20 protein-coding genes are annotated in these 22,185 nt (G+C 54.1%); 15 read left to right on the top strand and 5 right to left on the bottom strand.

Annotated features, from left to right (window positions below):
• The 9 genes from AUQ43_RS05510 to AUQ43_RS05470 form a co-directional block, all read left to right on the top strand.
• Positions 1 to 322, top strand: a 322-nt coding sequence (locus tag AUQ43_RS05510; RefSeq protein ID WP_157088433.1) for a pyridoxal-phosphate dependent enzyme, incomplete at its 5' end; no start/stop codon positions are given.
• On the top strand, positions 319 to 1,749 hold the full coding sequence (locus tag AUQ43_RS05505; protein ID WP_062955221.1) for a pyridoxal-dependent decarboxylase: 1,431 nt from the start codon (positions 319 to 321) through the stop codon (positions 1,747 to 1,749). The genes AUQ43_RS05510 and AUQ43_RS05505, both read left to right, overlap by 4 nt.
• Before the next feature lie 78 nt (positions 1,750 to 1,827).
• Entirely contained in the window at positions 1,828 to 2,652 is an 825-nt protein-coding gene (locus tag AUQ43_RS05500; RefSeq protein WP_062955280.1) for a PhzF family phenazine biosynthesis protein, read from the top strand.
• 265 nt (positions 2,653 to 2,917) lie between these two features.
• Positions 2,918 to 4,783, top strand: a complete 1,866-nt coding sequence (locus AUQ43_RS05495; protein ID WP_062955220.1) for an SLC13 family permease — start codon at positions 2,918 to 2,920, stop codon at positions 4,781 to 4,783.
• Positions 4,784 to 4,958: 175 nt separating this feature from the next.
• Entirely contained in the window at positions 4,959 to 6,140 is a 1,182-nt protein-coding gene (locus AUQ43_RS05490) for a phosphoserine transaminase (RefSeq protein WP_062955219.1), read from the top strand.
• Positions 6,141 to 6,296: 156 nt separating this feature from the next.
• Positions 6,297 to 7,463 carry an ATP phosphoribosyltransferase regulatory subunit gene (locus AUQ43_RS05485; protein ID WP_062955218.1) on the top strand — a complete coding sequence of 389 codons (1,167 nt, stop codon included), beginning with the start codon at positions 6,297 to 6,299 and terminating at the stop codon, positions 7,461 to 7,463.
• A 49-nt stretch (positions 7,464 to 7,512) separates the two neighbouring features.
• Positions 7,513 to 8,808 carry an adenylosuccinate synthase gene (locus AUQ43_RS05480; protein WP_062955217.1) on the top strand — a complete coding sequence of 432 codons (1,296 nt, stop codon included), beginning with the start codon at positions 7,513 to 7,515 and terminating at the stop codon, positions 8,806 to 8,808.
• A gap of 250 nt (positions 8,809 to 9,058) precedes the next feature.
• On the top strand, positions 9,059 to 11,194 hold the full coding sequence (locus AUQ43_RS05475; protein ID WP_062955216.1) for a hypothetical protein: 2,136 nt from the start codon (positions 9,059 to 9,061) through the stop codon (positions 11,192 to 11,194).
• A gap of 9 nt (positions 11,195 to 11,203) precedes the next feature.
• Positions 11,204 to 11,686: a hypothetical protein gene (locus AUQ43_RS05470; RefSeq protein ID WP_062955215.1), complete on the top strand. Its 483-nt coding sequence runs from the start codon at positions 11,204 to 11,206 to the stop codon at positions 11,684 to 11,686.
• Positions 11,687 to 11,782: 96 nt separating this feature from the next.
• Here the strand turns inward: AUQ43_RS05470 and rpoH are convergent, their stop codons facing one another.
• The gene (gene rpoH, locus AUQ43_RS05465) at positions 11,783 to 12,649 is read right to left on the bottom strand and encodes an RNA polymerase sigma factor RpoH (protein WP_062955214.1); all 867 of its coding nucleotides are present in this window, start codon (positions 12,647 to 12,649) and stop codon (positions 11,783 to 11,785) included.
• Between the two features lie 119 nt (positions 12,650 to 12,768).
• Entirely contained in the window at positions 12,769 to 13,740 is a 972-nt protein-coding gene (locus AUQ43_RS05460; RefSeq protein WP_062955213.1) for an RluA family pseudouridine synthase, read from the bottom strand.
• Between the two features lie 219 nt (positions 13,741 to 13,959).
• Here AUQ43_RS05460 and AUQ43_RS05455 point away from each other — a divergent pair, with 219 nt between their 5' ends.
• Both AUQ43_RS05455 and AUQ43_RS05450 read left to right on the top strand, forming a co-directional pair.
• The gene (locus AUQ43_RS05455; protein WP_147250447.1) at positions 13,960 to 14,331 is read left to right on the top strand and encodes a hypothetical protein; all 372 of its coding nucleotides are present in this window, start codon (positions 13,960 to 13,962) and stop codon (positions 14,329 to 14,331) included.
• A 27-nt stretch (positions 14,332 to 14,358) separates the two neighbouring features.
• A complete protein-coding gene (locus AUQ43_RS05450; protein ID WP_062955211.1) occupies positions 14,359 to 14,862 on the top strand; it encodes a Mov34/MPN/PAD-1 family protein in 504 nt (167 codons plus the stop codon).
• 21 nt (positions 14,863 to 14,883) lie between these two features.
• On the opposite strand, the gene AUQ43_RS05445 is transcribed toward AUQ43_RS05450, so the two are convergent.
• Positions 14,884 to 15,909, bottom strand: a complete 1,026-nt coding sequence (locus AUQ43_RS05445; RefSeq protein WP_062955210.1) for a glycine betaine/L-proline ABC transporter ATP-binding protein — start codon at positions 15,907 to 15,909, stop codon at positions 14,884 to 14,886.
• The gene (locus tag AUQ43_RS05440; RefSeq protein WP_062955209.1) at positions 15,909 to 16,772 is read right to left on the bottom strand and encodes a proline/glycine betaine ABC transporter permease; all 864 of its coding nucleotides are present in this window, start codon (positions 16,770 to 16,772) and stop codon (positions 15,909 to 15,911) included. Before AUQ43_RS05440 ends, AUQ43_RS05445 begins: the two co-directional genes overlap by 1 nt.
• A gap of 195 nt (positions 16,773 to 16,967) precedes the next feature.
• On the opposite strand from AUQ43_RS05440, the gene AUQ43_RS05435 reads away from it, so the two are divergent.
• Positions 16,968 to 17,351 (top strand): thiol-disulfide oxidoreductase DCC family protein, encoded by a 384-nt coding sequence (locus AUQ43_RS05435; protein WP_062955208.1) that lies wholly within the window; start codon positions 16,968 to 16,970, stop codon positions 17,349 to 17,351.
• A 92-nt stretch (positions 17,352 to 17,443) separates the two neighbouring features.
• Here the strand turns inward: AUQ43_RS05435 and AUQ43_RS05430 are convergent, their stop codons facing one another.
• The gene (locus AUQ43_RS05430; RefSeq protein ID WP_084271993.1) at positions 17,444 to 18,475 is read right to left on the bottom strand and encodes an ABC transporter substrate-binding protein; all 1,032 of its coding nucleotides are present in this window, start codon (positions 18,473 to 18,475) and stop codon (positions 17,444 to 17,446) included.
• Between the two features lie 378 nt (positions 18,476 to 18,853).
• Between AUQ43_RS05430 and AUQ43_RS05425 the strand changes: the two genes are divergently transcribed.
• The 3 genes from AUQ43_RS05425 to AUQ43_RS05415 all read left to right on the top strand — a co-directional run bounded on the left by AUQ43_RS05425 (position 18,854) and on the right by AUQ43_RS05415 (position 22,148).
• Positions 18,854 to 19,687 (top strand): 3'-5' exonuclease, encoded by an 834-nt coding sequence (locus AUQ43_RS05425; protein ID WP_198157145.1) that lies wholly within the window; start codon positions 18,854 to 18,856, stop codon positions 19,685 to 19,687.
• Between the two features lie 181 nt (positions 19,688 to 19,868).
• Entirely contained in the window at positions 19,869 to 20,885 is a 1,017-nt protein-coding gene (locus AUQ43_RS05420; RefSeq protein ID WP_062955207.1) for a Fe(3+) ABC transporter substrate-binding protein, read from the top strand.
• A 237-nt stretch (positions 20,886 to 21,122) separates the two neighbouring features.
• Positions 21,123 to 22,148: a Fe(3+) ABC transporter substrate-binding protein gene (locus tag AUQ43_RS05415; protein WP_062955206.1), complete on the top strand. Its 1,026-nt coding sequence runs from the start codon at positions 21,123 to 21,125 to the stop codon at positions 22,146 to 22,148.
• The last annotated feature ends 37 nt before the right edge of the window (positions 22,149 to 22,185 follow it).

Genomic DNA, 22,185 nt, shown 5'->3' with positions numbered 1-22,185 from the left:
GGCGGGTGAGATTTTCCAGACTCCAACCGCCACAACATTTGCCGATGGTGTTGCATGCCGCAGTCCTGATCCGGGTGCCTTCGATATCATCAAAAAAGGCGCTGCCGACATCGTCGCAGTGAGTGATGCCCAAATTGCCGAGGCCATGCGCCTTTATTTCAGTTCGTGCCATACCCTTGCTGAGGGTGCAGGTGCTGTGCCGCTGGCGGCCGCCATTGCGCAGCGTGAACGCAATATTGGCAAGAAAGTCGCCGTGATTTTGACCGGAGCCAACATAGATCGCGCCGACTATGCCCGCATCCTCTCAGGAGAAAACAAATGAACCACGTTTCAAATCGTTCGTCGAACAGCCCCACTGTTGATGAGCGTCATCTGATGTTTGATGACCTTGAAAAGCTTGGCCGTATCCTTGTCGAAACAGGAGATATCGCGCACAGCTTCATTCAGGGGGCGGATGACATGGATGTAACCTGCCGCGATTTCTCTGCCTTTGACCCCTCGCGCCCGTTACAGGGGCAGGGCCGCGGCACGCTTGATGCGTTGCGAGCAGCGAAAGAAGAAATTCTGCCGCTGCTCGCCGCATCAATAGGTCCGAGATATCTTGGATTTGTAACCGGCGGCACGACACCGGCCGCTCTTGCTGGCGACTGGCTTGCCAGTGCAATTGATCAGAATGCAACTGGCCCGGAAGGATCGGTCAATGCCGCTGTAGAGGAACAAGTCATCAACTGGCTATGTGATCTTGGCGGTGTCCCGTCGGACCGTTTTGATGGTGTTCTGACGACTGGTGCCACGGTATCGAACCTTTTGGGACTTGTGGCAGCCCGGCAATGGTGCGGTGAACAGGTTGGTGTGAATGTCGATGCTGATGGCGCAGGTGTTCTGCCAGATCTGGAGGTTTTCGCTGCAAGTCCGCATGCGAGTATGATCAAGGATCTGTCTATCACCGGCATTGGCCGCAACAACTTTACCAAGGTTGCAACCAAGCCAGGATCAGAAGAAACCGATATCGCGGACCTGAAAGCCAAGATCAGCGCCAGTGATGCACGCGCCAAGATTGTTATTGCGTCTGCCGGGACGGTAAATGCCACCGACTTCGATGATCTTGAAGCGATTGCCGACCTGTGTGCCGCATATGGTGCGTGGTTGCACGTTGATGCAGCATTCGGGTTCTTTGCCGCGCTTGATGATCGACGTGCCGACTTTACCAAGGGCATTGCACGCGCGGACTCAATTACGTCCGACGGGCATAAGTGGCTGAATGTGCCTTACGATTGCGGGATATTCCTCACGCGGCACATTTCGGTCCTCGAAACCTGTTGCCGTGCCTTCGCGCCATATCTCGACACCAAGGCTGATGGGAATAGCTACATAAATCGTGGTGTGGAGAACTCCCGCCGTTTTCGTGCCTTGCCGCTTTGGATGACGATGGTGGCTTATGGGCGTGACGGGGTTGCGTCGGTTATCCGTGCAAATTGTGATCAGGCAGCGGACCTTGCAGCGTGGGTTCGCACCCATGAGAGGCTTGAATTGTTCAGTGAGCCCAAACTCAATGTGACAATGTTTGCTGCGCGCGGGAGTGACGAGGATAACCGTGCTTTGTTGGCGCGAATCAACGCGACCGGGAAGGTCTTTATGACCCCCACAGTTTATGGCGGGCGGTTTGGTTTCCGTGCAGCGTTCAGCAATTGGCGGACCTGCGATGATGATCTTGTAATCATCAAACAGGCCATTGAATCGGCCTTGTAAACACCCACTGAAATCACCGATAAGCTTCCCGAAAATTGATCCACCAGATCAAACAAGTGCTGCGCTGAGGATAGTATGATGACGCCCCAGACTCTGTCGATCTACCAGATTGATGCCTTTACCGATGTTTTGTTTTCCGGCAACCCGGCTGCGGTTGTGCCGCTATCGGATTGGTTGCCAGATGATTTGATGCAAAAGATCGCGATGGAAAACAATCTGTCGGAAACGGCCTTTTTTGTTCCTTGTGTCGGCGATGATGCTGATTTCCACATCCGCTGGTTTACGCCGACGGTCGAAGTGCCGCTTTGTGGTCACGCAACACTTGCCAGTGCGTTTGTGATTTTCAATCAGCTTGGCTTTGACAGTGATCAGATCAGATTGCAAAGCCAAAGCGGTGTGCTGACAGCCCGGCGTGATGGGGATGGAATTGTCTTGAATTTCCCGAAACAGCCAATCTCGGCCGAACCCGTATCACGCGACGTTCTTGATGCGCTTGGCGGTGCGACGCCAATCGAGACATTTGGCGTCGTAAGTCGTGATACGGACATCGTGGTTGTGTTTGATGAGGCATCCATTGTTCGCAATATGCGCCCGGATATGTCCGCACTGGGCAAATTGGCGGACCGCGGTGTGATTGTGACCGCACCCGGCGATAAGACCGGACTTGATATGGTGTCGCGGTATTTCCTGCCCGCCCTTGGCATTGATGAAGATCCGGTGACAGGTTACATGCATTGCGTTGTCGCCCCGTTCTGGGCTCAAAAACTGGGCCAGGAAGATGTTGTCGGCTATCAGGCATCTGCGCGCGGCGGCGTGGTGGCGTGCAAGATTGACGGTGATCGCGTCCACCTGAAAGGTGAGGCGGTTTTGTACCTCAAGGGCGAAATAGTCGTGCCACGATGACCATCGTCATGGCAGCGTAGAAAACATTATTGTGGCGGGCAGGATCTAATTTGCCCGCCATTTTTAATCTGGATCGGGTGCTGTTGGCCGGTGAAAAATCTACCCAATAATCCGCATTGATCCTGATTTACTTTGTTTTTTTATTGACCGTGCGGTGGGGCTTTCGTCTAAGTAAAAGGCAAAATAGGTATCTTGCGACCAAGTCACACCCGTTTGACAGGCTGTGAAAACGCAAGACCAAGGGCTTTACAGGGGAAAGTTTATCGTGCTCGAAAGTGTTGTTGCCAGTTCTGCAACGCCGATGCAGATGTGGGTGGTTCTTGCACTCGTTGCCGGATCGCTTGTTCTGTATGGGCTGGAGCGTATTTCGCTTGAACTGACCAGCATCGCGTTGATCGCGACTCTTCTGCTTTTCTTTGAGTTTTTCCCGCTGCTTGATGCGGATGGTGACAACCTGCTTGGGCCGTCAACCATCATGTCAGGCTTTGCCAATCCGGCCTTGTTGACGGTTCTGTCATTGCTGGTGGTCGGGCAGGGCATGGTCCTGACCGGCGGTGTCAGTTACATCGCCGGGTTGATTACCGAACATGGTGGCAAGAACGCCTCGGTCGCGATTTTCATCGGTTTGTTTGTTGTGATGGTCATGTCCGCCTTCCTGAACAACACGCCGGTTGTCGTTATCTTTATTCCAATCATTCAGGCCCTTGCCGAACGTATTGAGCGTTCTCCATCCGCGCTCATGATCCCGTTATCCTACGCGGCGATCCTTGGGGGCATGACCACCCTGATCGGCTCTTCGACCAACTTGTTGGTGTCGAGTTCGCTGATCGAGCTTGGGATGCCCGGTCTTGAGTTCTTTGAGTTCACGACGATTGGCAGTGTTTTGGCGCTTGTCGGGTTTGTGTATGTGTTGTTGATTGCGCCGCGCCTGTTGCCGGCTTTGGCGTCGATGCGCAGCAAGCTCGCCAACCCTGACAGCAGTGGCAAGCAATTCATTGCACAGATCACGGTCGGGCCTGCCGCCAATATGATCGGCACAAAACCGGTCGCCGGTTTCTTCAAGAACCTGCCAAATATCACCATTCAAATGATCGTACGGCGCGAACATGCCGAACTGCCGCCATTCGAAGACGATATGGAAATTCAGGCAGGCGATGTATTGGTCGTAGCGGCCACGCGCAAGGCGTTGACTGAAGCACTGCAAAAAGATCCGGGCTTGCTGCATTCTGATGCCGCGGCTGTAGAAGGCGATGAAGCCCCGCAAAAATCAACGCAGCTGTTGGCAGAGGTCATGTTGCCGCCGGGTTCACGGCTGATCGGGTTTAACCTTGAGCAGATCGGGTTCCGCTATCAGTACAAGTGCCTTGTGCTGGGGATTCAGCGCCGGTCACGCATGATCCGCACCCAGATGACAGAAATCCGGCTTGAAGCGGGTGATGTCCTTCTGGTGCAGGGACGCTCAGAAGATGTCGAAGCATTGCGTACCATTCGTGATGTCGTGTTGCTGGAATGGTCGACGCGCACATTGCCGCGCCCGTTCCATGCGCGTCGTGCTGCGGCGATCTTCCTTGGTGTGATTGCGCTGGCTGCGACCGGGATCGTGCCGATCATGGTTTCAAGCTTTATCGGGGCCGGTTTGATGATTGCATCCGGCGCACTTAACCTGCGTCAGGCATCACGTGCGATTGACCGCAAAATTGTGCTGCTGGTTGCAGCGGCCCTTGCGCTTGGCAATGCGTTGCAGTTGACCGGCGGGGCCGAATTCGTTGCCGATCAATTGTTGGCGGCGACAAGTGGCGCACCAGCACCGGTTATTTTGTCATTGTTCTTCCTGATTGTGGCCGGTTTTACCAATGTGCTGTCAAACAATGCCTGTGCGGTTCTGTTTACACCCATCGGCATTGGTATGGCCCAGCAACTTGGCGTGGAGCCACATGTGTTTGCGATTGCGGTGGTGATGGCGGCCAACTGTTCGTTTGCCTCACCTGTCGGGTATCAGACAAACCTGTTGGTTATGGGCCCCGGGCATTACCGGTTTATCGACTTCCTCAAGGCCGGAACGCCGCTGATTATCGTTCTTTGGATCGCATTCAGCCTCTTTGCGCCATGGTACTACGACATGGCATTCTGAGTTTTGTTAATTCGGGCAGGATGACGCCAATTTCATGCGACTTAAGCCATGCAAAAATGGCTGTCATGTCTGTGCGGAAGGCGTTTGACTTTTGCCTTCGGGGCAATAGGATCAGGCTCCTCAATTGATCTGACATAGCCCTTGGCGGTTATTCTTCTTTCTCAGGAACTTACAGATGGCCCAGACTGCCGAAATTGCAAAGCCAACACTTCGTCCGACCAGCCCGAATTTTTCATCGGGTCCGTGCAAAAAGCGCCCGGGTTGGTCCGCAGAAGCATTGCAGACGGAAGTTCTTGGTCGTTCGCATCGTTCCAAATTCGGCAAGCAACGCCTTGAAGAGGTAATTGACCGGTCGCGGGCCATCCTGAACCTGCCTGATGACTATCTTTTGGGCGTGGTTCCGGCATCCGATACAGGGGCTGTTGAAATGGCGCTGTGGTCGATGTTGGGTGCGCGCGGCGTTGACATGCTTGCTTGGGAAAGCTTCGGGTCGACCTGGGTTGCCGATGTGATCAAGCAGCTCAAACTTGACGATGTGCGAACCCTTGAAGGTGACTATGGCAAATTGCCAGATCTGAACGCAGTTGATTTCGACCGTGATGTTGTCTTCACCTGGAACGGCACGACCGCGGGTGTCCGCGTTCCCAATGGTGACTGGATCGCTGATGACCGCAAGGGTCTGACGATCTGTGATGCGACCTCGGCCATCTTTGCAATGGAATTGCCGTGGGATAAGCTCGATGTCGTGACTTATAGCTGGCAGAAAGTTCTGGGCGGCGAGGGTGGTCACGGGATCATTATTCTGAGCCCGCGCGCCGTTGAACGCCTTGAAAGCTATACCCCAGCATGGCCGTTACCAAAAATCTTCCGCATGACCAAAGGTGGCAAACTGATTGATGGCATTTTCCGTGGTGAAACCATCAATACCCCGTCGATGCTTGTGGTCGAGGATGCGATTGATGCCCTGAAATGGGCAGAAGGGCTCGGTGGGCTTGAAGGGCTTTTGAGCCGCACGCAGGCAAGCCGGGCGCACCTTGATGCCTGGCTTGCGAACAGTGATTGGGCCGCCGATCTTGCCGAGGATCCGGCAACGGCATCAAACACGTCGATGTGCATCAAAATTGTTGATCCGTGGGCATTGAATTTGCCAGCTGATCAGCAGGCGGCACTGCCAAAAAAGATTTCCCAGCTTCTTGAAGCGGAAAATGTCGCACTTGATATCAACGGATATCGTGATGCGCCAGCCGGCTTGCGTATTTGGGGCGGGGCAACCGTTGAGCCCAGTGATATCAAGGCGTTGCTGCCGTGGCTGGATTGGGCTTATGCGGTTGTTAAGGCCGAATTTCAGGCCAGCTAGGAAATAATTCGTACGTATTATTTGCGTTACAGGGGTTTTCCCCGTTGCCCTGTCCGGCACAACGCGGTAGTAACCGCTACCGGATAGTGAGCCCTGAGCGTTGCTTGGGATATTATCAATTTGAATTTGCGCGCCTCGTCCGGGAAAGCACACAACATGACCGAACTTGCCAGGAAAGCTCTTTTGCCCGCCGGCCTGCAGGATGTCCTGCCAGGAACCGCCGCACGGGAAGCTGAAATCCGTGAAAAGCTGATGGCCAGCCTGGCGCATGCAGGCTACGACCGCGTGAAAACGCCGCTTGTCGAGTTTGAGGAAAGCCTGCTTGAAGGTGCTGCACCGGAATTGGCGACGCAGACATTTCGTCTGATGGATCCTGAATCGCGCCGTATGATGGGACTGCGTTCGGATATGACCCCGCAGGTCGGGCGTATTGCTGCAACCCGTCTGGTCGATGCGCCGCGCCCGCTGCGCCTTTCGTATTCCGGCGATGTTCTGCGCATTAAGGGATCGCATCTGCGTCCAGAACGTCAGTTCGCGCAAGTAGGCGCAGAGCTGATTGGTGTATCAAGTGCCGCAGCTGATACCGAAATCGTCCTCCTTGCTCTGGAAGCGCTCGATAGCATTGGCCTTGCCGACGTCTCGGTAGACCTTAACCTCCCGACTTTGCCAGTACGTTTGTTTGATGCCTTTGGTGTGTCGCGCGATGACCGCGAAGCTTTGACCGAAGCACTTGAACGCCGCGATGTTGCGGCCTTGCGTGCTGCTGACGGCAAGGTTACAGGCGTTCTGGTGGCATTGCTTGAAGCGGCCGGTCCAGCTCAATCGGCGTTGCCGAAACTCAAAAAACTTGAATTGCCGCTCGGTGCTTCCGAAGAACTCTATCGACTGATTGATGTCGCTGAACGTGTCCTGGCATCTGGCCTTGATGCGGCCCTGACCATTGATCCGGTCGAAATGGCCGGTTTCCGCTATCAGACAGGTGTCAGCTTTACCCTGTTTGCCCGCAACGTGCGTGGCGAGATCGGCCGCGGCGGTCGCTACCGTGCCGGTGGTGCTTCGGGCGAGGCTGCAACAGGTATGTCACTATACATGGACAGCATTTTGCGCGGCCTTCCGGATGCAGAGTTGATTGATCGGGTTTACCTGCCGTTGGGCACGCCACAGCGCGAAGCGCGCAAATTGCGTGCAGAAGGTCATTATACCGTTGCTGCCCTTGAAGGGGCTGCCGAAGCCAAAACCGAGGCCGCTGCCCGGGTTGAGGCAGAAGCCATGGGCTGCAACCACATTTATCTTGGCGGTAAGGTTGTGCCGCTAAACGCTTAGGGTTCTGGCCCTTACTGAACGAACTTTTTATCGCACAAGGAGTTTTGCGATGACCAATGTTGCCGTGATCGGTTCCCAGTGGGGGGACGAAGGTAAAGGCAAGATCGTCGACTGGCTGTCCGAACGGGCAGACGTTGTTGTGCGTTTCCAGGGCGGTCATAACGCCGGTCATACTTTGGTGATCGACGGAAAGACTTACAAGCTCAGCTTGCTGCCATCAGGCATCGTGCGCGAGAAAAAGCTGTCCGTGATCGGCAACGGTGTTGTTGTTGATCCTTGGGCGCTTCTGGCCGAAATCGCCCGCCTCAAAGAGCAGGGCGTGGATATTACCCCGGAAAACCTGCGTCTGGCGGAAAATGCCTGCCTGATCCTGCCGCTGCATGGCAACCTTGACCGTGCACGCGAAGCCGCAGCATCGGGTGACAACAAGATCGGCACCACTGGTCGTGGTATCGGCCCGGCATATGAAGACCGCGTTGGTCGCCGTGCGATCCGTGTTGGTGATCTGGCAGATGTCGATTTGCTCGAAGCAAAGGTCGAAAACCTTCTGACCCATCACAATGCATTGCTGCGTGGCCTTGGCCAGCCGGAGGTTGATGGTGCAGAGCTGCTTGATCAGCTTAAGGAAATTGCACCAAAAATCCTGCCGTTTTCTGACACGGTTTGGAAATCGCTGAACCAGTTCAAGGAAGCGGGCAAGCGTATCCTGTTTGAAGGCGCGCAAGGCACGATGCTTGATGTTGATCATGGCACGTACCCGTTCGTGACCTCCTCGAACACCGTTTCCGGGCAGGCTGCTGCCGGTTCCGGCATGGGGCCGTCTGGTGTCGGTTATGTCCTTGGGATCACCAAGGCCTATACCACCCGCGTTGGCGAGGGTCCGTTCCCGTCCGAACTGTTTGACGACGATGGCACCCGTCTTGGCGAGCGTGGTCATGAATTCGGTGTGGTTACCGGGCGCAAGCGCCGTTGTGGCTGGTTTGATGCGGCCCTTGTCCGTCAGTCGGTCAAGGTAAACGGTATTACCGGTATCGCACTGACCAAGCTTGATGTGCTTGACGGTTTTGACGAAATCAAAATCTGCACCGGCTATGACATTGACGGCAAAATCTATGATCATCTGCCAGCAAACCAGCGTCTGCAGGCCAAGGCAAAGCCGGTCTACGAAACCATTGAAGGTTGGTCTGATACGACGATGGGTGCACGCAGCTGGGCTGATTTGCCGGCCGCTGCGATCAAATATGTACGCCGCATCGAGGAACTGATTGAGGCGCCGGTTGCGCTTCTGTCGACCAGCCCGGAACGTGATGACACCATCCTGGTACATGATCCGTTCAGCGCGTGATCGCACCTGACGACACCTGATCTTGAAGGCCACCGGCAAACTGCCGGTGGCTTTTTTCGTTTGCAGATGAACAGTCTGTACGCTGTCACGTGGTGTTGCACATGGATAACAGCTTGCCCGCAAGGGGGATCACAAGTATCGTTTTATCAACCTTTTGAGGATAGCGTTCTGATGGATAGGTCAGGAGGACTGTCAGTCAGTGGACTGCGCGTCACTCGGGGAATGATAACGCATAAAGAATATCGGGATCATGGCAGAGCAAGCAGAAGATCAGGAACAGGACGTTTCGAATGGTGCTGCGACTGAGCCGGTGATGGATGCACCGGGCGGCGGTTCTGTTGCGCCTGAAGAACCGGAAACAGGTTCTGATTCCGAAGATGTCGCACTTAATGCCGGTGGCAAAAGTGTCGAGATCGGTAATTTCCGTGTCTTTATGGACTTGCGCTTGCCCGAATTCGACATGGGTCATTGCAAGGCCTTTTCCGCAGACAACCTGCGCCGGGATGAGGGGAATGCCTTTGCGCTGGTAACCGATCCTGTTTTGCCAACCCGCCACGACCATCTTGTTTTTCTGACCGGCATGCATATGGCCGGTCAAATTGACCTGATTGATTACGAAATCGCTTTTTGGCCGCCATTTGGTCGCAAGACCATGGTGCTTTTCTATGACAAGCCTTCTGGCGGGAAAGTCGTTCCCAGAGAAAACAAAAAACTGGCAATCGACGAACATGACATCGGAACTGTCGTGGTCGAGCCGTTGCTGAGTGTCCTGCAGGCCTTTGGCGAAAAGGGCCTTGCGCATCGCAACATTCGTGCAGATAACCTGTTTTTCGCCGACCCGATGCGCGAAAAGGTTGTTCTGGGTGACTGTGCCAGTGGCCCGCCCGGATATGATCAACCTTCCGTCTATGAAACCACTGCGCGGATGAGTGCCGAACCCGCTGGGCGTGGGTCGGGCAATCTTACCGATGATTTTTACGCGCTTGGCATGATGCTGGCGGAATTGGGCGTTGGGCGACAACCGCTCAAGAAACTCAATGATCAAGAGATCATGGAGCTGAAACTGGCCAAGGGCTCTTTTCAGGCGATTGCTTCGCAGGAAAAACTGCCGCTTATCTTGATTGAACCCGTGCGCGGTTTGTTGTGCGATGACCCTGAAGAACGTTGGGGATTTGCCGAACTGAATGCCTGGCTTGACGGACGCAGGACCAAACCGGTTCAGGCCAACACGGAAAAACGCGCCGCACGTGCCCAAAACCTTGCCGGCCGGGACTACTATACCGTTCGTGCACTGGCACAGGCGATTTCCAAGAACTGGGTAACGGCACTTGGCCCGCTGCGTGACAGCACGGTTGAAATCTGGTTGCGGCGCGGGTTGGGCGACAATGAACGTGCCAAGGCGCTGTCAGATGCCATGCGGCAATTGCAATGGGCCGGAACGGATAAACGTTCGGCCGAAGACGTGTTGGTTGCGCGTTCAATCCTGATTCTCGATCCATCAGGACCTGTCAGGTTCAAGGGGTTCTCGGCGATGGTCGATGGACTTGGCTTCATGCTTTCCTATGACGTGCAGCATGGGCGCGGACCGCAACGTTTTGCCGATGTAATCGTGCGCGATATTCCGTCTTTCTGGTTCGGACGACAGGAAGGATACAGTCCCGAAGTTCAGAAACAGCAGCAGCTATACAAAAATCTGCGCTACTACATTCAGCAGCAAAGTGCCGGGTATGGCTATGAGCGTTGTTTGTATGCCACCGTGCGCAACCAGCATTGCCTGAGCCCCTTGGTCGAAGAGGAGTTCGTCATTGATGTTGCCGATCTTCTGCCCGCACTGGAAAAGGCAGCAGAGACGGCGTCAGAAGACAGCTGGCCGGTTGATCGTCATATCGCGGCATTTATCGCGACCCGTCTTGAAGACGATGTCGAGGGTCAGCTGATGGCAATGCAAAACCCGTCGGACGAGGTCGAATACAGCCGCGCGATCATCAGCATGCTGGCGATCGTGCAATGGCGTCATGGTCCGGACAATCTTCAGAATCTGTCGCACTGGGTTGCGCGTTTGATGGAACCGGCGATCAAGGTGTTTCACAGCAAGGCACGGAGAGAACGTGTTGAAACCGAGATCCCGAAGTTGGCAAAACGCGGCAATCTGGTCGAACTTTACAATCTGATCAATGACGAGCAGGAACGCCGCAAAGACCAGTCAGAGTTTGTCGAGGCAGTTGCCGAATATTCTGAAGCGGAAAGCGAAGTCTTTGATCTGGAATCTTCGGGACCAGCGCGAATGGAACTGGCAGAGAAAGTCGGGCAACAGGCTGCGGCGTTTGCATCGACGATGATCGCGTTGTTGACGGTATCTGCGCTGTTCTTGATGCATATCTTTTAAGGGAACGACATGGCAAAAGGCAAAGGTTCACGGTCAAAGGGCGGTCGCAGCGCATTTTCCGGCTTGTCGGTTGTTGCCTCCGCTGTGCTGTTGTTCATGGTGGCACTTCCGACCTTCATTACCCTAACAGTGGGTTTGTTGCCGTCGCTGGTCGCTTTTATCTTTGATCGCAGTCCGGGCCGAACGATGGCACGGTGTGTGTTTGGTCTGAATTTTTCGGGCGTCGCGCCCTATATTCTTGAAATCTGGCAGCAACCCGCACAAACGGTTGGCGGTGCCACGCAGGAAATCTTCCAGCCGCTTGCACTTTCGATCATGTATGGGGCGGCCGGGCTTGGCTGGTTGCTGTATTTGGCAATGCCGCCGATTGTGGCAAATGTTCTGAACCTGTCGGCGCAGCGTCGCGTCAGTGAACTTCGCAAAAAACAACGTGGCCTGATCAAGACCTGGGGAGACAGCTTGATCAAGGAAGTGGACCGGTCTGGAAACTGACCAGACGTGAAACACGACGCAAATGCTGTTTGCAAAAGAAAGCGGCGGACAAAGGTCCGCCGCAAGTCATTTCAGAAGGGAAAAGATGAAAAGTTGTTAGTGGGGCAGGTCCGTATGGATTGATTTGCGGACCTTTTCAAAGGCGCGCACTTCGATCTGGCGAATGCGTTCACGCGAAATACCGTAGGTGACGCTAAGGTTTTCAAGCGTTACCGGGCTTTCAAGCAGGCGACGCTGAGTCAGAATGTCGCGTTCGCGATCATTAAGATGTGACATGGCGTCCTTGAGCATGCCCATACGCTGCAGGAATTCTTCGCGTTTGCCATACAGGCTTTCCTGGTCTTCATCGTCACTTTCAATCCAGTCGACCCATTCACCATCGCCTTCGATGCGTACAGGCGCATTCAGCGAATGATCCGGACCGGCCAGACGACGGTTCATCATGACGACGTCATCTTCAGACACGTTAAGTTTGGTTGCGATCAATTCGACCTGTTCAGGCTGCAGGTCACCTTCATCAATTGCCTGCATCTGGCTTTTAAGTTTGCGCAGATTGAAGAAAAGCTTCTTCTGGGCGGCCGTCGTGCCCATTTTCACAAGCGACCATGAATGAAGGATATATTCCTGAATGGCGGCACGGATCCACCACATGGCGTAAGTCGCAAGGCGGAAGCCCTTGTCAGGATCAAACCGTTTGACAGACTGGAGCAGCCCGACATTGCCTTCGGAAATCAGTTCGTTAAGGGGTAAGCCATAACCACGGTAACTCATTGCGATCTTGGCGACGAGACGCAGATGGCTGGTGATCAGTTTTTCTGCGGATTTGTCACAATCCTTGTCCCGGAAATCGCAGGCATAAGTTGTTTCCTGTTCCGGGGTAAGCATCGGGTAGCGGCGAATACGCTGCAAATAAACTGTGAGACCGTCTTGAGAGATGGTTGGAAGAGCGTTTCCCTGTTTCATTGAAGCCTCCCGTATTGCTTTCAAAAAGTGCGTTTATCCCCTTGCACTTTCAAAAATCTTATACGGGGGTATTAGATACCGTCAATGGAAAATTAGACATTAAGGTTAGTCTTAACTACTCACACGTATAGTTCCAGGGCATTCATTAGGCATAAAAGATCATCCGGAATTGGGGCCTCGGTCGATATGTAGTTACCGGTGCGCGGGTGCAGAAATCCTAAGGTTCGAGCATGTAACGCCTGTTTGTTGAATCCTTTCAAAATCTCTTGCGCCTTAAAGTTGAACTTTTGAATAGCTCTATTTCGGCTGTAAACAGGATCACACACAAGTGAGTGGCCAATATGGTTCATATGAACGCGGATTTGATGCGTACGCCCGGTTGCGAGACGGCACTCAACCAGTGATACCAACGAGTCGTCTCTAGATTGCAGGGTTTTGTAGTGGGTGAGTGCATATTTTCCCCCGTTTTTGACCACGGCCATCTTCTTGCGGTTACGCGGGCTGCGGCCAATATTTCCCTCGATATCGCCATTCAGTGGCCTTGGGGTACCCCATACAACTGCAAGGTAAGCGCGGTCGATATTTTCCTTGTCCTCGGAGAACAGATTGGAAAGCGCGCGGTGGGCCATGTCATTCTTGGCAACCACCATGGCACCGCTGGTGTCCTTGTCCAGTCGATGGACAATACCCGGGCGTTTGACGCCGCCAATACCCGACAAGCTGTCGCCACAATGGGCAAGAAGCGCATTCACAAGTGTTCCGCTTTCATTGCCTGCCGCCGGGTGTACAACCATGCCTGCTGGTTTGTTGATCACCAGAAGGTCTTCATCCTCATAAAGAACATCAAGCTTGATGTCCTCTGGGACGGGCTCTGCCAATTCCGGCTCCGGGATGACCAGCTCAAAAGCGTCGCCTGCCTTGACCTTGGCAGACATCTTGGTCGTCGGATTGCCATTAACGCTGAGCTGGCCGTCTTCGATCAATGCCTTGATCCGTGAACGCGACTGGTCGGGCCAGGCGGACGCCAGCACCTTGTCCAGGCGGGCGCCTTCGTCATCGGCCGTTGCGGTGTAACTCAGATTGTCAGACATAGTTGGCTGTCGCGCTGTAGTGTTGGTCGTAACCAGGGTCAAATCGGTTCTGGCAGCTTGTAGCGCTTTATGCGGCGATTGCAACGAATTGCGATATCATGTGGTGTTTGTTGCCTTGCAATTGGGTGTGCTTGCCGCTATGGCCTTGAACATGGTTTCGTATGATCGCGTTTAAAGCGAGCATGCAGGTTTCATCAAGCTTTGTCAGTTGGAAATACAATGCGTGTAGTTAAGGCTTTGGTCGCGTTCATGGGTGTTCTGATCGTGGTAGGCATCGGGTTGGTCGTCTATGGCCTGTCACTGGACAAGAACAATGCGGATACAAGCGTTGAAACAAGCGAACCGACTGTAACCCCGTCGGTTCCGGTTGCCGGAACCAAAACTGTTATCGGGCAAACGACGCTGGATGCATTCGGCGACATCGCAATTGATGTGGATGAGGGCGAACGACTTGTCGGCTATTCGATAAATGGCGCGCAGGCCACTCTTCATATCGAAAGCCGCCATGGTGAAGGCGCACGCCTCGTTGTCGTTTCGCTGGTCGAGAAAAAGGTTCTTGGTCGCATCATCCTGCAATCGTCTGAACAGTGACCCGGTCTTAAGGGAAAGCATGCCGAAATGGGGAACGGGCAGGGGATTGCAAGCAACAGAACAGCTGGTGAGGATGATCACACCTGTATCGTGTTCACCAATGCCCTGCACGAAGAAGTTCGTGATTTATGCGCCTTGCAATGGCCAGAAGAGGCTTGTGGTCTTTTGATCGCCGCCAAGGATACCCCAAACCGGATCGAACGGGTCGTTTTCGCCAAAAACGTGGCAGAAGAACCGCTCACAACGTTCGAGATCGATCCGCAGACCCTGATTGATTGTCACCGTACGGCCCGGCAAAAGGGTGAACGGGTGGTCGGGTGTTTTCATTCCCACCCCAATGGCAAGGCATTGCCATCGCCGACAGACCGGGCCCGAGCCGATGAAAACGGTTTTCTGTGGCTGATAATTGCCACCGAACACAATCGCGCAGGCGATAGCGGGCTTTATCGCATCATTCACCAAACAACCACCGACGCGGCAGCGCAATCGGAACTGCGCTATTTTCGACGCTGCCAGATTGCTGACAGCTAGGTGTTCGCAAGACGCCTGGGTTTAACTTTCTAGCGCATCGACAATCTGCTGTGGCGACAGGGTACCAATCGGGGTGTCTTTGGCATCACGCACCGTCATTGACGTGCCATTGGCAAGCGCAACAGGCAGGATATCGGCAAGACGCGCATGTGCCTGAATGCTTGGCCAGTCTTCACGTACTGCTTGGCTTTCTCCAGAATTGATCGGTTCCATAATCGACTTTGCGCGCAAGACGCGTGATCTGTTCACGTCGCGGGTAAAGGCCTGCACATAGTCATCTGCCGGTCTAAGCACGATTTCTTCTGGCCGGCCGACCTGCACAAGCTTGCCGTCTTTCAGGATCGCAATCCGATCCCCGATCTTCAGTGCCTCATCCAGATCGTGGGTGATAAACACGATGGTCTTGTGAAGCTCCGCCTGAAGCTTCATCAGCTCATCCTGCATGTCAGACCGGATCAGTGGATCAAGGGCCGAGAACGCTTCATCCATCAGCAAAACTTCCGGATCGGTCGCTAAGGCCCTGGCAAGGCCGACGCGTTGCTGCATGCCACCGGATAGCTGATCGGGATATTTGGTCTCATATCCGGCAAGACCAACCCGCTCGATCCATTTCGATGCCGCGGCCTCGCGCTCCTTGCGCACAGTACCCTGAATTTCGAGCCCGTAGGCAACGTTATCCATCACATTGCGATGGGGGAGCAGGCCAAAGCGCTGAAACACCATACCAAGCCGCTTGCGGCGAAACGCATTCAGGGTCGGAATATCCATCGCAAGGATATCTTCACCACCAAATGAGATGCAGCCTGCAGTCGGATCAATCAGGCGATTAAGATGACGGATCAGGGTCGACTTGCCCGATCCGGACAGGCCCATGACGACAAAGGTTTCACCCTGTTCAATCGACAGCGACACATCATGAAGGCCCACCGTATGACCGGTTTTTGCAAGGATTTCATCCTTGTCTGAACCGCCCTTTGCCAGTTCAAGTGCGGATTGCGGATCGGGCCCGAAGATCTTGAATATATTGCGGATTTCGATGTAACTCATTACGCGTCCTCCGCATCGTGCGATCGTTGTGATCGCTTGCCATAGGCCTGACCGATCCGGTCAAACACCACGGCCAGCAGCACAATCGCAATACCGGCTTCCATGCCAGCCCCGACATCAAGACGCTGAATACCCATCAGAACCTGTTCCCCCAATCCACGCGCGCCAATCATCGAGGCAATCACGACCATCGAGATTGACATCATCGTCGTCTGGTTGATCCCGGCCATGATGTTGGGAAGGGCGAGTGGCAACTGCACACCAAACAGGATTTGCTTTCGGCTGGCGCCAAATGACCGGGATGCTTCGAGCACTTCCTGATCAACAAGACGGATACCAAGATCGGTCAGGCGCATGACGGGCGGGGCAGCATAAATCACCGTCGCCAGAATGGCCGGAACCTTGCCCAATCCAAACAACATCAGGGCCGGGATCAGATAGACAAAACTCGGCATGGTCTGCATGGTGTCAAGGATAGGCAGCATGACGGCCCGCAAGCGATTGGACATTGCCATGGCAATTCCCACCGGAATGCCAATCAGAACCGAAAGCGATGTGGCGACAATCATCAGGGCCAGGGTTTGCATCGCCTTGTCCCACAGGCCCAGCATGCCAATGGCAAACATCGCCACAACCAGCCCGACAACCAGCTTCCAGTTTTTGCTGGCGTGCCAGGTGATGGCAGCAATGGCGATCAAAACCACCCACCAGGGTGCACCACGCAGAACCTGCTCAAGTGCGACCAGAACGGTCAGCAAACTGTCGGCAAAGGCCTCAAACGCCGCGCCGTAATTGACCACCAGCCAATCAACAAACTGATTGACCCACTTGCCCAAAGGCACATTCAACTGTTCTGGAAACATGGCGCAATTGGCCCGATCTGCTCAAAAAATCAATGAGCGTAAGAGCCTAACAAGATCACGTGGGCCGCGCGACCGTAAATCGAACTCTGACTGACATCTCCTGACTTCTTTTGGTAGCCTATTCCTGTGATTGATAATCCAGAGGCCAGCTATAGTCGTAACTCAAAGACAATATTGCTTTCCAGAGAGGTTGCGATGATCACGGTGTTCTATGACGCAAAATGCGGTCTGTGTTCGCGCGAAATCAATTACTACCGCAATATCGCACCAAGCGGCGTTTTCGAATGGCGCGACGTCAGGGAACACGCAGGTGATCTTGAAAAGCACGGCATCTCCCTTGTCGAAGGGTTAAAGCAAATGCGTGCACTGGATTCAGACGGGCAATGGCATGCAGGTGCAGATGCGTTCATTCTGATCTGGCGCCAGCTTGACCGATGGCGTGTTTTGGCAGCCGTTGTTGCGCTGCCGGTTATTCGGCAGATCGCAAATCTTGTATATCGACTGTGGGCCGCATGGCGCTTCAAACGCCTTACTCATTGCCAAGTTGCGGCTGTCGCGGATCAGCCGCGACAAAACTGATTGGCCAATTTCAAAAGTATTAGGATCGCCAAACAAAACACCCCGCAAGATTTCTTCTGCGGGGTGTTTGATCGCTTTCCGGTCTAGGTCGATTACATCGCGCTTTCAACACGTGCAGCAACATCCTCCGGTACCCAGGCTTTCCAGACGTCCGGCTTGGATTTCAGGAAATACATCGCAGCCCCATCCGGCTTTTCGTTGTTTTCCTGCATATAGGCCAGCATTTCCGAGACCAGCGCGTTGCTGGTTTCGTAGTTGGTCAGGAAGGTGATCAGAGTTGGTGCGGCGGCTTTGAAGTCGTTATTGACACCAATCGTGATCGTGCTTTGCGGGTAAGCTGTTGCCTTGGTCGGGTTTTCTTCTGTTTTCAGCGCATCAAAGATCGCCTTGTCATAAGCCGGTTCTTCAAGACGCGTGCTGTCATAAAGACCCATGACCCAGGTCGGCCCCCAATAGTAATAAAGGGCCGGTTTGCCGCGTTTATGCGCCGATGCGATGGCAGCCGAAAGGGCTGCACCCGTGCCCGGGCGGAAGTTGGTGAAGCTGTCATCAAGATCATAGGCACCAAGTTTGGCCGAATTGACCTTTTCACAGACCCAGCCTGACGGGCAGTTATAAAAACGGCCCTTGCCGGGTTCTTCCGGGTCTTCGAACAGCTCGGTGTATTTTGCCAGATCATCGACCGATTTAAGGTCGGGTGCCATCGGTTCAATGCCGCGATCAGCATCCCCTTCGATCACGTAGCTTGGCACGAACCAGCCTTCAACGGCGTCATCGAAATTCACCCCGATCTGGCTGACATTGCCAGCGTCCTCGGCCTTGGTCCAGGCTTCGGCAACGTTGTCGCGCCAGATTTCCATGACGACATCAACGTCCCCCTTGCCTGCACCCGTCAAAAGCGGAATGACATCGCCCGGTAGGGCATCGGTCTGACAGCCATAGCCCTTTTCAATAATGAAGCGGGCAACGGCATTATGGAAAAGCGCACTGTCGTAATTGAGCCCGGCAAACATCACCGGTCGATCAATCTCGCAGGTTGCTTCTTGCGCGTTTGCGCTTGAATGAGAAATAAATGCGAGGCCAGCGGCCATCAGCATTGCGGCTCCGGTAGGCAGGGTTTTCATCCTTCTGTCCCTTCGTTGTTGCGGTCCGGAATCGCATCAAATGCATGGTCGGTGCGGTATCCCCCGCAAACGTCCGGATCGCTTTTGGTCCGGAGCATTCATATGACCGTGCCCCTGATACAGGTGCACCAATTCTAGACATGGCTCTCAGGCAGGTGCAACCCCGGGTATGGAATGTAACGGTGACGTGATGTCGTTTGGGCCCTGAGATCATTGCACAATGCTCCTGACAGGAATGGCAGGAGATGTCAGGTACTATGATTTACGGTTGTCGTAGAGATTGGTTTAATTCCGCCCGTGAATTTGTCTGGCTTTGTCGTTATGTTGGGCGCAGGACAAACCCGCGACATTCACCGGCACACACCATCGGGGGCCACCATGATGCATTCCAGCCTGTTCGTCTTTGACATCGAAACCGTCCCCGATATTGATGTCTTGCCGCAATTGACCGGTGAAACGGCACCCGATCCGGAAACCGGGCGCAAGATGCTCGAAGATTATCATCTTGAAATCACCAGTGGCCGCAATGGCTTCCCGCGTCAGCCGTTTCACAAGGTGGTGGCGATCAGCTTCCTGCGCGCAACCATTCAGCGCGACGGCGATACCGAAATGTACGAGATAGAGGAACTGCGATCGGGTGGAGAACTGGCATCCGAGGAAAAGGACCTTGTGAACGGGTTCTTTGCCTATTGCGGCAAGTTGTATCCGCGATTGGTCAGTTTCAATGGTCGCGGGTTTGATCTGCCGGTGTTGAAGTACCGCGCGATGAAGCATGGGGTGTCGGCGGGCTGGCTGCATCAGGCATCGAACAAGTGGGAAAACTATACCGCGCGCTATGCGCCGCATTGGCATTGCGATCTGGCCGAGGTGTTATCGGATTACGGTGCATCGGCACGCACAAAGATGAACGAGGTGTGTGCGGCCCTTGATCTGCCGGGCAAGACCGGGGTTGATGGCAGCAAGATCTCGGATATGTATGACAATGGCGAGATCGATGGCATTCGCCGTTATTGCGAGACTGATGTTCTCAATACTTATTTGCTGTATCTGCGTCACGCGCTTCATACCGGGCTGACCGATCATGATGGCTACAATCATGCGATCAATTTGACCGTGGGTTGGCTTGAAGAACGGGCAGGGGACATTCCCGCCTATCAGGAGTTTCTTGATGCCTGGCGGCAATCAAGTGACGGATCGTTTAACGCGCTGTGATTGCTGGTTTATTCAGACATGACGGGTATGCTTTGGTGTGAGTTTGTTCACATTTTTTTGTCGGAATAGGCGAAATTCTGTTGAATTAAGTGCGATTTGATCTTAATTGCATTGCGTATGCAAGTGATTTGCATCGTCAAGGCGCATCGCGCCTGAACCAAATTCAACGGGGATCGTTCTCATGGATATCAAAAAACTCATCGGTGGTGCCGTGTTCGGCGCGACTGCGCTGGCTGCTACTTCGTCAGTTGCACAGGAAGTTAATGTCTACTCCCTGCGTCAGGCCTTTTTGGTCGAACCGCTGTTTGAGAAATTCACGGCTGAAACCGGCATCGACGTTAATGTGATCTTTGCCGAAAAAGGCTTGGTCGAACGCATCAAGCAGGAAGGGGCGAACAGCCCGGCCGATATCCTGATGACGGTTGACATCAGCCGTATCCAGCAGGCGGTTGACGCCGGCGTGACCGAGGCCGTTTCCAACGATACATTGGCCGCCAATATCCCGGCCCATCTCCGTGATCCGGAAGGCCATTGGTTTGCCCTGACCCAGCGCGGTCGTGCGATCTATGCCTCCAAGGATCGCGTCGCAGAAGGTGAGATTACCTCTTACGAAGATCTGGCCGACCCGAAATGGGAAGGGCGCATTTGCACCCGTTCAGGCAGCCATGTTTATAACGTGGCATTGTTCGCATCCATGATCAGCGTTCATGGCGAAGAAAAGGCCAAGGAATGGTTGCAGGGTCTCAAGAACAACCTTGCACGCAAACCGCAGGGCAATGACCGCGCACAGGTCAAGGCGATCAAGGAAGGCGTGTGCGACCTTTCAATTGGCAACACCTATTATTACGGCAAAATGCTTGATAACGAGGAACAGCGTCCGTGGGCAGATGCCGTCAACCTTGTATTCCCCAACCAGAATGGCCGTGGCATGTCGATGAATATTTCGGGCATGAGCCTGATCGCCGACGCGCCAAACCGCGAAAACGCGATCAAGCTGATGGAATTCCTGTCTGACGACGTTGCGCAGGGAATCTACGCCGAGGTCAATTACGAATATCCAGTCAAACCGGGCGTCGAATGGGCTGACAACGTAAAGTCATGGGGCACGTTCAAGGCCGATGACCTGTCGCTGGCGGAAATCGCCCGCCTTAGCCCGGATGCGATCAAGATGGTCGATGAGATCGGTTATAACGAATAGTCAAACCGACTGAGCTTGAATGGCTTTTTGAAAGGGGTGGTGCAATGCCACCCCTTTTTTGCATTTCCAATGTCAGGCGAAGGGTGGGGGATTGTCGCGGATTCGTGACCATGTGTATGGCTCTTATGTGGTTTTCTTGCTTGCAAAAGGCGGTGCAGGCCCTTTAATTTCGGCCGCAGCAAATACAAATCATTCCTAATTGCTGTGCCACCTGCAACTGATCCAAACGAGGCATTTATGATTTCTCTGCGCAAAACCGTTCTTGGTCTTGTTATGTCGGCGATGGGGCTTTCCCTTTTGCCCGCCGCGCATGCCGCAGAAGAGGTCAATGTCTACTCGCTCAGACAGCCGTTCCTGATCGAACCGATGTTCAAGCGCTTTACCGAGGAAACGGGCATTCGCGTCAATACGTTGTTTTCGCAAAGCGGTCTGGTGGAACGGATCAAACATGAAGGGCGCAATACCCCGGCTGACCTGCTTTTAACGGTGGATATCGGACGCATTCAGGACGCGGTTGACGCCGACATTGCCCAACCGATCGAAAGTGCTGTTCTGGACGCGAACATTCCCGATCAGTTTCGCGATGATGACCGGCTTTGGGTGGGGATGACGACACGTGCGCGTGTATTTTATACCTCGCTTGATCGTGTCGCGCCGGATGCCATCACCACCTACGAGGAACTGGCGGATCCGAAATGGAATGGGCGCATTTGTGTGCGCTCGGCCATGCATGTTTATAATATTGCCCTGATCGCATCGATGATTGCCCATCATGGCGAAGCAGAAACCAAAGCCTGGCTGACTGCAGTTAAGGACAATCTTGCGCGCAAACCGCAGGGTGGTGACACCGACCAGATCGAGGCCGTGTCACAAGGCGTGTGTGATGTGGCAATTGGCAACTCATACTATTATGGCAAGATGCTTGATGACCCGAATAAAGCGGGTGCCGCCAAACAGGTGCGCATCGTCTTCCCCAATCAGGGCGGGCGCGGCACACATGTTAATATTTCCGGTGTTGCGCTGATGAAGCATGCACCCAACAAGGAAAACGCCATCAAACTGGTGGAATTCCTCTCGAGCACCGAAGCCCAGCACATGTATGCCGATATCAATTTTGAATATCCGGTCAAGCCGGGTGTGGCCTGGTCCGAGCGGGTTCGGGCATGGGGCACCTTTGTTCACGATGACCTGACGCTTAGCACGGTGGCGGCCAATCGTGGGGCGGCAATCCGTCTGATTGATGAGGTCGGCTTCAACGAGTAGACCTGCGATTAACCCCAATGTATCAAAACCAGCCGGC

Source organism: Thalassospira sp. MCCC 1A01148, from assembly GCF_001613795.1.
In the GTDB taxonomy this organism is placed as follows: Bacteria; Pseudomonadota; Alphaproteobacteria; order Rhodospirillales; family Thalassospiraceae; genus Thalassospira.
Note: the sequence above shows the minus strand (reverse complement) of the source record. Positions and strands in the feature narration are given on the sequence as shown.